The 11338-nt window shown below is 68.5% G+C and carries 9 protein-coding genes and 1 pseudogene; all 10 read left to right on the top strand.

The genetic code is table 11. From position 1 onward, the window contains the following. Positions 1-106, top strand: a pseudogene (locus FFS27_RS19910) (glycosyltransferase family 2 protein); the annotation flags it as partial. A gap of 29 nt (positions 107-135) precedes the next feature. Next, positions 136-906: a polysaccharide biosynthesis/export family protein gene (locus FFS27_RS19915; protein ID WP_003089227.1), complete on the top strand. Its 771-nt coding sequence runs from the start codon at positions 136-138 to the stop codon at positions 904-906. A gap of 14 nt (positions 907-920) precedes the next feature. Then, positions 921-2909 (top strand): GumC family protein, encoded by a 1989-nt coding sequence (locus FFS27_RS19920; protein WP_003113719.1) that lies wholly within the window; start codon positions 921-923, stop codon positions 2907-2909. Continuing rightward, positions 2909-4096, top strand: coding sequence for a glycosyltransferase family 4 protein (locus FFS27_RS19925; RefSeq protein ID WP_034013983.1), 1188 nt, complete (start codon positions 2909-2911; stop codon positions 4094-4096). Before FFS27_RS19920 ends, FFS27_RS19925 begins: the two co-directional genes overlap by 1 nt. Further along, positions 4086-5414, top strand: a complete 1329-nt coding sequence (locus tag FFS27_RS19930; RefSeq protein WP_003089230.1) for a cellulase family glycosylhydrolase — start codon at positions 4086-4088, stop codon at positions 5412-5414. The genes FFS27_RS19925 and FFS27_RS19930 overlap by 11 nt, the downstream gene beginning before the upstream one ends. Before the next feature lie 8 nt (positions 5415-5422). Then, positions 5423-6631: a glycosyltransferase family 4 protein gene (locus FFS27_RS19935; RefSeq protein WP_023101270.1), complete on the top strand. Its 1209-nt coding sequence runs from the start codon at positions 5423-5425 to the stop codon at positions 6629-6631. Then, complete coding sequence (locus tag FFS27_RS19940) at positions 6622-7725, top strand: glycosyltransferase family 4 protein (protein ID WP_003089232.1); 1104 nt, start codon at positions 6622-6624, stop codon at positions 7723-7725. The genes FFS27_RS19935 and FFS27_RS19940 overlap by 10 nt, the downstream gene beginning before the upstream one ends. Positions 7726-7727: 2 nt before the next feature. Next, the gene (locus tag FFS27_RS19945; protein ID WP_003111164.1) at positions 7728-9164 is read left to right on the top strand and encodes a biofilm formation protein PslJ; all 1437 of its coding nucleotides are present in this window, start codon (positions 7728-7730) and stop codon (positions 9162-9164) included. Position 9165: 1 nt separating this feature from the next. Then, positions 9166-10575, top strand: a complete 1410-nt coding sequence (locus FFS27_RS19950; protein WP_023091805.1) for a lipid II flippase MurJ — start codon at positions 9166-9168, stop codon at positions 10573-10575. An 82-nt stretch (positions 10576-10657) separates the two neighbouring features. Then, a partial coding sequence (locus FFS27_RS19955) for an acyltransferase family protein (protein ID WP_137952167.1) occupies positions 10658-11338 on the top strand: 681 nt, incomplete at its 3' end.

Genomic DNA, 11338 nt, shown 5'->3' on the forward strand with positions numbered 1-11338 from the left:
GCGTAGCGCGTTCAAGCTGCTCGGCTACCGCCTTGGCCAGTTGGAACGCCACCTGCCGGTCGCCCTCAAGCGCCGCATCAGCATGTTTCCAGGCTACTGGAAGTGAACATCATGACCTACAGGAAGTGCTCCCTCATGAAACGCACCCTCCTCATGCTCGCCATGCTCGCCCTGGCCGCATGCAACACCCCCGCACGGATTCCCGCACCGGACAGCGACACCGTGGACAGCGGCAAGCGTGCCCTGGAAGAACTCGCCAGGCTACCGCCGGCGATGGAGCGGGTGCGCGTCGGGGACACCCTGCGGATCGTCCGCGATGCCGGTGAGATGCCGACCCTCTCGGCGTTCAACGTCGCCACCATTTACGAACTGACGCTGTACACCGTGCTCAACGACGGCAGCATCTACTATCCGTTCATCGGTCGCATCCAGGCCGCGCACCGCACGCCGCAGGAAATCGCCAACGAGCTGACCACCAAGCTCGCGCCGATCTACCGCGAGCCACGGGTCACGGTGAACATCAACCAGGCGCCGGGCAACACGGTGTTCGTCGGCGGCGCGGTGCGCAACCCGTCGGCCGTGCCGATCCCCGCCGCCAACAACATGGAGCAGGCGATCCTTGGCGCCGGCGGCATCCTGCCGGTGGGCGACGCCCGCCGCGTGGCGCTCATGCGCGAGGACTCGGAAGGCCGCTACCACGCCTACTTCCTCGACTTCAGCCAGTTGATGAAGATCGGGCCGGAAGGCCGCAAGCCCCTGGCCATGCAACGTGGCGACATCGTCTTCGTGCCCAAGTCGATGGTCGGCGACCGTATCGAGGGCGTCGACGTCTACCTGAACCAGTTGCTGCCCTTCGCCAAGTCCATCGGCGTCGGCGTCAGCTACACCGTCAACAACGATCGCTGAGGAGCGACATCGCCATGATAGAAATTCGTTCCTTGCGTGATCTCTTGCGCCTGCTGTTCATCTACCAGCGCGAGTTCAAGCTGGCGGCCCTCAGCGCGGTGGTGATCATCGTCCTCGGCGCCTTCCTGCTGCCGGCCAAGTACGAGTCCAACGCACGCCTGCTGGTCAAGCCGGGTCGTGACTCGACCCTGCCGATCGAGATCAGCAACCGCCAGGCACTGGTGATGCCGAGCACCCAGCGCGACCCTATCGTCGACGAAGAACGCCTGCTCACCGGCCGGCCGATCGTCCGTCAGGTGGCCGAGCGCTACCTCGAGGTGCTGGCCAACCGGCCGCCGCCGGAGGGCCTGTGGAAGCGCACCAAGTTCTATGTGAAGAAGGCCATCGGCGCGGTGTTCGACGGGATTCGCGTGACCCTGGAAACCTTCGGCGTGATCGAGGAAACCACCGCGGTCGAGCGCCTGGCCAAGGACCTGGAGAAGAAATTCGAGGTCACCCATGCGGCCGGCTCGACGGTGATGGAGATCAGCTTCACCTGGAGCGAGCCGGAAGTCGCCCAGGAAGTGGTCAAGGCCTGGATCGAGATCTACATGGAAGAGCGCACCCAGGCGCTCGGCCGCAAGAGCCTGTACGCCTTCTACGAGGCGCAGACTGCCGACAGCGCGGCGCAGATCAAGAGCTACAAGGCGCAGATCCTCAAGCACCTCAACGAGATCGGCGCATCCAGCATCGAGGACCGCCTGCAGGACCTGTCCGAGCGGATCAACGTGCTGCGCGGCGAGCGTTTCAACTCGATCCGCCTGATCGCCTCCTCCGACAGCGCCCTGGAATCCACCCGCCAGCAACTCAAGGGGCTGCCCAGGGAGATCGTCACGGTGCGGCAGATCGCGCTGAACCCGGCGCAGCAGGACCTGCGCCGGCTGCTCAACCAGAAGCGCCTGGAACGCGCCGACATGATGCGCACCTACACCGACGACGCGCCGCCGGTGAAGGCCCTGGACGCCTCGATCCGTGCCCTGGAGAAGGAAGTCCAGGACGAAGGCGCCACCGTGCAGAGTTCCGAGGACCGCGCGCCGAACACCCTGACCACTCACCTGGAACGGGTCCTGCTGGACGAGACCAGCAACAACGCGGCCCTGCGCACCCAGCTCGCGGAGCAGGAAAAGCAGCTCGCCGAACTCGAGGCGCAACGGCGCGAAGCGCTGGACATCGAGCCGACCCTGGCGCGCCTGCAGCGCGAGCTGAACGCCACCGAGCGCAACTACGCGCTGTACGTCGACAGCCTGGAGAAATCGCGGATCGACCGTGAACTGGACAAGAGCCAGATCAGCAACATCTCGGTGATCGAGGAAGCCACCTACAACCCCGGGCGGATCTTCCCGAAAACCCTGCTGATGCTGTTCCTCGCCGTGCCCTTCGGCCTCGCCGTCGGCCTGCTGGTGGTCTATCTCTGCTACCTGCTCGACCAGCGCATCCACGACGGCGGCCTGGTCGAGGAGAAATTCGGCCTGCCGCTGTGGACCACCCTGCCGGAGCTGAGCAACAGCACTGCGGAGAGCAGCAACGCCTTCACCGCCAGCATCTACCGGCTGTACGGGCTGCTGCCCTACGCGCGCATCGAGGAAAAGGGCCTGACCCTGGGCCTGACCTCGGCGCGCCACGGTGAAGGCGTGACCTTCATCATCGAGCAACTGCGCCGCCTGCTGGAGGAAAACGGCGTGCGCGTGCGGATCGGCGGCGAACCGGCCCAGCCGGGCGAAGTGGTATTGCTCGACGCGCCGGCCCTGCTGGACAGCCGCGAGGCCTTCATCGCCCTGCGCCGCGCCGACCTGATCGCCCTGGTGGTAGAGGCGCAGAAGAGCACCGTGCCGGTGGTCGAGCATGCGCTGACCATCCTCACCACGGCGTTCGGCAAGGTCGACGGGATCATCATCAACCGGCGCCGCTTCGAGGTGCCGAGCAAGGTCCTGCAGACCATCGCCCGCTACCGGAGCGCGTTCTGATGCGGATCGCCCTCCTCGCGCCCCTGCCGCCGGAAAAGAATGGCATCGCCGACTACGCCAGTCATTTCCGCAACGCCCTGCAGGGTCTCGGCATCGAAGTAGCCACGCCGCTCGCCGGCGTGGCGGCCGACAGCGCGAATATCGCCAGCCGGCTGGACAGCGTCGACTGGAACGGCTTCGACCTGGTCCATGCCGAACTCGGCGGCGGCCGCCTGGGTGAGTTCATCGCCCTGCGCGAGCTGCGCAAGCGCTTCCCGCGCCTGCCGCTGAGCGCCACGGTGCACGATCCGGAGCGCATGGTCTGGCGCCGCGAGCGCCTGCCCTGGCCGCTGAACCTGCTGGAACGCCTGCCCTCTCCCCTGCCCCAGGCCGCCGTGGTGCTCGCCGACCCGCTGACCCTGCGCGAAGAGCGTGCCGTGGCCCAGGGCCTGACGCGCCTGGTGACCCTCACCGGCCTGGGCGGCGAGTGCCTGGCCCGGCGGATGTGCCTGCCGCCCGGGCGGGTCGAGGTGATCAACCACGGCAATCTGGAGATCGCCACGGTGCCGCTGCCGTCGCTGGATACCCTGCGCCTGCTGTACTTCGGATTCATCTATCGCGGCAAAGGCATCGAGGACCTGCTCGAGGCCCTCGCCGACCTGTTCGCCAGCGCGCCGGAGATGCGCCAGCGCGTGCGCCTGACCCTGGCCGGCGGCACCGCCGCGGAAATGGCCTTCGGCGCCGGCGGCAACTACCTCGACCAGTTGAAGGCACAGATCGCCGAGCTTGGCCTGGCCGACGCCATCGACTGGAACCTGAACCTGGCCGCCGCGGACATCCCGCGTACCATCCAGGCCCACCACGTGATGGTCCTGCCGTACCGCGAGTCGAAGAAACTCGGTCTGCTCGGCCAGCAGCGCGGCACCAGCGGCGCCCTGTCCTGGGCGGCAGCCTGCGGGCGCGGCGCGATCACCTCGGACGCTCGCGCCTTCGCCGAGGAAGTCGCCAGCGGCAACGGCGCCATCTACCCTCAGGGAGACGTGGCAGCCCTCTCCGAACAGTTGTTGAACCTCGCTCGCGAACCCCGCCTGGCACAGGCCTGGGCCGAGCGCGCCGGAGCGATCGGCCATGCGCGGACCTGGCCGCGCACCGCGCTGCGCTTCCAGGCACTGTTCAACGACATGGTGGGAACCGTTCATGGCACGTAAGGGACTCTATCTGGGCGGCAGCGCGCTGCTGCTCGCCGTGGTACTGCTGCTGGTGTTCTGGGGGCGTCCCGCGGACGCCGAGATCCAGGTACTGAAGGCGCCTCGCGCGGTGGTCTGGAAAGACTTCCTCGGGGTCAACGCGCAGTTCCTCTGGTTCAGCCCGGAGCGCTACAACAAGCAGATCGACCGCCTGCAGGACCTGGGGCTGGAGTGGGTGCGCCTGGACCTGCACTGGGACCGCCTGGAAACCGCCGAAGACCAGTACCAGCTGGCCTCCCTCGACCAGTTGGTCAAGGATCTCGAGGCGCGCCAGCTGAAGTCGGTGTTCTACCTGGTCGGATCGGCCCGCTTCATCACCACCGCGCCGTTCTATTCGCCCTTCCAGGACCAGTATCCGCCGCGCGACCCGGAAGTCTTCGCCCGGCGCATGGCGATGCTCTCGCAGCGCTACCCGAGCGTGGCCGCCTGGCAGGTATGGAACGAGCCCAACCTGATCGGCTTCTGGCGGCCCAAGGCCGACCCGGAAGGCTACGCTAAGCTGCTCCAGGCCAGCACCATCGCCCTGCGCATGGTCGACCCGGAGAAGCCGGTGGTTTCCGCCGGCATGGCCTTCTTCAGCGAGATGCCCGACGGCCGCACCATGTTCGATGCCCTCGGCCACCTGGGCGTGGAGAGCCTCGGCACCATCGCCACCTACCATCCCTATACCCAGTTGCCGGAAGGCAACTACCCGTGGAACCTGGACTTCGTCTCCCACGCCAACCAGATCAACCGCGCCCTGCGCAACGCCGGCGTGCCGGCGATCTGGAGCACCGAGTGGGGCTGGTCGGCCTACAAGGGGCCGAAGGAGTTGCAGGACATCATTGGCGTCGAAGGCCAGGCCGACTACGTGCTGCGTCGCCTGGCGCTGATGAGTGCGCTGGACTACGACCGGATCTTCCTCTTCACCCTCAGCGATCTCGACCAGCGCGCCAGCGTGCGCGACCGCGACTACGGCCTGCTCGACCTGGACGCCAACCCCAAGCCGGTCTACCTGGCCCTGCAACGCTTCCTCAAGGTCACCGGGCCGAAGCTGCGCCCGGCCGACCCGCCGGTCACCGAGGACCTGCCCGACGGTTCCTTCAGCATCGGCTGGACCCGCGAGGACGGTCGCAACGTCTGGCTGTTCTGGTCGGCCCGCGGCGGCAACGTGCGCCTGCCGAAGCTCAAGGAGGCCACCCTGCACGATCCGCTCAGCGGCAAGGTCACGCCCTTGAGCGGCAGCGACGGCCTGGAAGTCCCGGTGAAGTCCAGCCTGCAGATGCTGGTCTGGGAGTGAAGCCACCCATGCGTATTCTCTGGATCCTGCCCTACTCGCCCTGGCCCACCACCAGCGGCGGCAAGACCCGCCAGTACCACCTGCTGCGCAGCCTCGCGGCACGCGGCCACCGGATCACCGTGCTGCTGCACAGCAAGCAGCCGGTGAGCGCCGAGGACCGCCAGGCCCTGGAGCCCTTCCTCGAACGCCTGGTCGTGCTGCCGCGCCGACCGCTGCGCAGCCTCTCCACGCTGCTCGCCGCGCTGTTCGCGCCCTACCCGCTGCTGGCCAGCGTCAACGGCCTGTCGGCGGAGCTGCAACGCACCGCCACGGAGTTGCTGCGCGAGCCCTGGGACGTGGTCCAGGTCGAGCACAGCTATAGCTTCCAGCCCTACGAGCGACCGCTGCGCGACGCCGGCCAGCCGTTCGTGCTCACCGAGCACAACGTCGAGTCGTCCCTCGGTGCCGCCACCTACGACCGCCTGCCGGGCTGGGCGCTGCCCTTCGTGCGCTACGACCAGTGGCGTTACCGCCGCTGGGAACGCCGGGTGATGAGCCAGGCGGCGGCGGTCGTCGCCGTGACCGAGAAAGATGCGCGGCAGCTCGGCGCGATGCTCGGGCGCCCGGTGCCAGTGGTGGTCAACGGGGTCGACTGCGAGCACTTCGCCGCCGCCCGGCCGACGCCCGAAGCGCAGCGCGTGCTGTTCCTCGGCAACTACGAATACGCACCGAACGTCGATGCCGTGGAATGGATGCTCGACGAGATCCTGCCGCGGGTCTGGGCACACTGCCCCGAGGCGCGCATGAGCGTCTGCGGCTATGCGCTGCCGGCGGACTGGGCGCAACGCTGGAGCGATCCGCGCATCGAATGGCAAGGCTTCGTTCCCGACCTGCTGCAACTGCAATCGAGCAGTTCGGTGTTCCTCGCCGCGCTGCGCCATGGCGGCGGTTCGAAGCTGAAGGTGCTCGAGGCCCTGGCCGCCGGACTGCCGCTGGCGAGTACCGCGCAGGGCGTTTCCGGCCTGGAACTGCGGGACGGCGAGGACTACCTGGGCGGCGAAACCGCCGAGCAGCTCGCCAACGCCGTGGTGCGCCTGTTGCAGGACCCCGCGCAGGCCCGCGCGCTGGGCGAGAACGGCCGCGCCTACGTACGTCGCGCGCACGACTGGAGCGTCGCCGCCAGCCAACTGGAACAGGTCTACGCCGGCCTCGCCGAAGGAGCGCCGGCATGCGCATAGGACTCGACTACCGCACCGTCGGCAGCTCGCCGCACTCGGGCATCAGCCGCCAGGTCTATGCCATGGAGCAGGCCCTGGAAAGCCTGCCCGGCACGCAGGTGACCCGCTTCACCGTGGCCCCTCTCGACGACCCGCTGCGCCAGCGGGCGGTCTGCCCGCCGTGGGGCTGCCCGCGCACCGCGATGCACCAGCCGCACCAGCGCCTGCGCTTCGAAGCCGGGTTCCTCCCACGCGCCTTGCGCGAGCAGGACATCGACCTGTACATCAGCACCTTCAACATGGGCCTGCCGCTACCGCCGCGTCCGCCGGGCGTGCGCTATGCGCTGCTGATCCACGACCTGTTCCAGATCACCCTGAAGAACTACCACGCCAACCGCCTCAAGGCACTGGTCTATCGGGTCAGCGACTACCTGTCGATCGCCTATGCGCTGCGTGTCGCCGACCGTGTCTGGACCCCTTCGCAGTACAGCGCCGACGAGGCTGTGCGGCTGTTTCCCGGGGTCGCCGGGAAAGTCCGGGTGCTGCCCAACCAGGTCGACGGCTTCGCCGGCGAACCCGCCGACCTCTCGGCACGCGGCCTGCCGCCACGCTACTGGCTGCTGGTGGGTACCCGCGAACTGCGCAAGAACGTGCCCTGGTTCGTCAGCGCCTGGGCCCGGGCGCGCGCCCAGGCGCCCGGCGTGCCGCCGCTGGTGCTGGTCGGCAGCCTCGACCACCTGCCCGAGGAACAACGCGGCTTGCCCGGCCTGCACGCGCTCGGCGGGCTCGACGACGCCGAACTGCACGCGCTGTACCGCCAGGCCGAGCGGCTCTGGCAACCGTCCTACGCGGAAGGCTTCGGCCTGCCGGTGGTCGAGGCGCTGAGCGTCGGCACGCCGGTGGCGGTGGCCAGCGGCACCTCGCTGGACGAAGTCACCCCGCCGTCGGCGCCGCGCTTCTCGCCCAGCGACGGCGCCGCCCTGGAACGCCTGATGCTGCGCCTGGCCGATGCGCCGCGCGAAGCCTCGGCGGAAGAACTCATCGCCTGGGCCGCGCGCTTCAACCGCGAAGCCTACCGGCAACGGCTGGCCGCACTGATCGAGGAACTGAGTTGAGAATGTCGTTGGGAAACCTCGTCGCTGTCGTCTTCGGCCTGGCCTTCGGCGGAGCGCTGCTGATGCTCAGCCCGGCCAAGGCCGGCGCCGCCATGGTCGGCCTGGCGGCCGCGGTCACCATCCTGCGCTTTCCATTCTGGGGACTGCTGCTGTTCGCCCTGGTGGCGACCTTCATGCCCTACTCCACGGTCAACGTGGGGATCCGTTCGACGGTCAGCGAAGCGATCCTCGCCCTGACCTGGGGCGCGGTGCTCTGGCACATCTTCCTCTCGCGCCTGCCGCCGGCGCCGACGCTGCGCTACCGCTCCACCGAGCGCATGCTGCTGTGGCTGATGCTGTTCACCGTGCTGCCGTTCGTGGTCGGCCAGGTCAGCATCAAGGCAGAGGCCAGCGGCCTGTCGAACTGGCTGCGCTGGCTGCTCAACCTGTCCATCGTGTTCCTCGCCGGACGCCTGCTGGTGGAGCGCAAGAACCGCGAGACACTGGTCATCGCCCTGCTGCTGGGCACCCTGGCGATGCTGCTGATGTCCATCGCGGTGTTCATCCGCTACCGCTCGGCGTCGGGGATGGCGCCGATCCTGGCGATGTTCAACTACGCCAACCTGGACACCCTCAAGTTCGGCCTGGAGGCGCTTTCCTCGCGAATGGGCTCGCCATGGATGCACCCCAACGCCACCGGCGGGATCATGGCCCTGCTGCTGCCCCTGGCGTTCTGCTACGGGGTCGCCAACCAGGGCTGGCGGCGCGGCCTGGGCCTCGCCGTGGCGGTCCTCGGCGCCGCCGCGATCCTCCTCGCCAGTTCCCGCGGGGCGATGCTCAGCCTGGCGGTGGTGCTGTTCTGGATGTCCCTGCGCAAGGTGCCCTACACCGGCCGCCTGCTGTTGCTCGGGGTCGGCCTGGTGGTGGTCCTGGTGCTCAGCTACCCGCCGTTGCAGGAACGCCTGGCGACCATCTTCTCGCCGCAGAACGCCAGTACCGAGGTGCGCTTCGACGAATACCGGATGTTCCCCAAGGCCGTCGCCCGCTATCCGCTGGGAATCGGCTTCAAGGTCGATCCGCCGGTGCCGGGCACCGACCTCCTGGGCATCTCCAACCTGTGGCTGAACTTCATGTACAAGGTCGGCCTCGGCGGCATGCTGCTGTTCATCGCGGTGACCTGGCGCTGGTGGCGCGAAGCCCGTCCGGAGAAAGGCCCGATCCGCCTGACCCGCGACAACGCGATCTGGCTGGGCAGCACAGGCGGCATCCTGGCGGCGCTGGTCAGCGGCCTGTTCGACCACTACTTCAGCTTCGCCGTGGTGATGATCGGCCTGTTCTGGCTGCTGGTCGGGATCAACCTGCTGGAAGCCCGCCGGCTGTTCCCGGAACGCCAGCCGCAACCGCGGGCGGTGGGTTATCGCAAGCTCAAGCGACAGCTCGAGCGCGGGGCCGAGGCCTGAGATGCTCGGCTCCGCCTTCTGGCTGACCCTGGCTACCCTGCTCGGCCTGTGCCTGGGCTTCGCCCGCGAATGGCTGCTGGTGGCCTCCTGGGGCGCCGGCGAGCGCAGCGACGCCTTCCTCATCGCCCTGTTCCTGCCCGAGGCCCTGCGCATGTCGCTGGCCGGCGGCGTGCTCAGCGCGGCGGCCCTGCCACTGTTCCTCGAACGCCAGGGCGAACGTCGCCTCGACTGGCTGGCGGCGATCCTCCCGGCGCTGCTCGGTATCGCCGTGGCGCTCAGCCTCCTGCTGCTGGCGGCGGCGCCCTGGCTGGTGCGCTTGCTCGGCCCGGGCCTGGCCGAGACGGCCAGCGCCCAGGCCGCGGCCAACTTGCGGATCCTCGCCTGGTGCGTGCCGGGGCTGATGCTCCATGCGCTGTTCAGCATCCCCCTGCAGGCCGCCGAGCGTTTCGTCCTGGCTGGGCTCGGCTCGCTGCTGTTCAACCTGCCGCCGGTGCTCTACCTGGCCTTGCACGGCCAGGCCAGCCAGCCCGAACAACTGGCCCTGGCCTGCCTGCTCGGCAGCCTGCTGATGCCGCTGGTGCTGCTGCCTTCGCTATGGATCGAGGGCTGGCGGCCCTGGCACTGGCGCCTGTCCGGCGTCGAACTGGGCGAGCTTGGCGGGCGCATCGCTCCGCTGTTGCTGAGCAACGCCGCCAGCCAGGGCCTGGCGCTGGTCGAGCGGCTGGTGGCGTCGCTGCTCGGCGAAGGCGCGGTGACCTGGGTCAACCTGGCGCGCAAGCTGATGAACCTGCCGCTGATCGCCCTGATGAGCCTCAACCAGGTGTTGCTCGGCATGATGAGCCGACGCCAGGGTGGCGAGCGCCTGGCCCTGCTTCGCCGCGGCCTGGAGACCGCCAGCCTGCTGACCCTGCCGGCCGGGGTCGGGCTGGTCGCTGCCGCACCCGGCCTGGTGGCCCTGTTGCTGCCGCAGCAGACCGCCGGCTCGCCGTTGCCGGCGCTGCTGGCCTGGTTCGCCGTGCCACTGGTGTTCGGCGCCTGGAACGCCTTGCTGGCGCGTTACGCCTACGCCGCCGGCGATACTCGCCTGCCACTGCGCTGCGAGCTGCTCGGCAGCGCGCTGAACGCCGCGCTGCTGGCGGTCCTGCCGTTGATTTTCGGACTGCCGGGGATTCCCCTCGCGGCCCTTGGCGGGGTGCTCTGCACCGCGCTGCTGCTGATGCGTCGCCAGGCCCTGCTCGGCGCCCTGCCCTGGGCCCGGCTGTGGCTACTGAGCGCCCTGGCCATGGCGCTCGCCGCCGGCCTGCTGTTCCGCATCGACGGTATCTGGCTGCAACTGGGCCTGGGCACCGTCGCCGGCTGCCTGGCGCTGCTCGGCATGGCGCTCTGGCTGCGGCCCTGGCGCACCGATTGACCCATGGCTCCGGGTAGGGAGCCTGGCCCTGGGGGCCTTCGAACAACCACTGTGAGTTAGCGCGTCAAGCGGGAGTTGCAAAGTGAAAAAACGCTGGATTCAGATGGATGTGACCCGCGGCGTGGGCATCCTGATCATCGTCTTCGGGCACAGCTGGTTCGTCGCCAGTTCGCCGACCGTGCTCTATCCGTTGCTCTCTCCGTTCATCCTGCCACTGTTCTTCTTCATTTCCGGGGTGTTCTTCAGGACCGAGCAACCCTTCGGCGAGATGGCCCTGCGCAAGGCCGACGCCCTGCTCAAGCCGTTCTTCGTGACCATGCTCGGCTACGTCATCCTCCGCGACCTGCTGCGCGGCCAGCCGCTGCTGCCGGACATCGGCGGAGTGCTGTACGCCTCGGTCGACACCCTGCCCTGGCAGGCGCTCTGGTACCTGCCGCACTTCTGGGTAGCGACCCTGTTCGCCTGGTTCATGCTGCGCGTCATCCAGCGTCTCGGCCTGTCCCTCGCCGCCAGTTGCGTGCTGCTGGCCGTGCAACTGGGCCTGGGCATCCTGTTCCTCAAGACGTTCTGGCAGATCCCGGTGGAGTTCGGCGGCGAACAGTACCTGCTGCCGGGCCTGCCGTTCAGCCTGGACATCACCCTGATCAGCAGCGCCCACTTCATGTTCGGCTATGTCCTGCGCGACGTCCTGCGTCGCCACCAGAGTTCGTTGCTGACCCTGTGCATCGCCCTTGCCGTGACCACCGCCAGCTTCCTCTACTAC

This window comes from Pseudomonas sp. 2VD (assembly GCF_005503585.1).
Lineage (GTDB): Bacteria > Pseudomonadota > Gammaproteobacteria > Pseudomonadales > Pseudomonadaceae > Pseudomonas > Pseudomonas aeruginosa.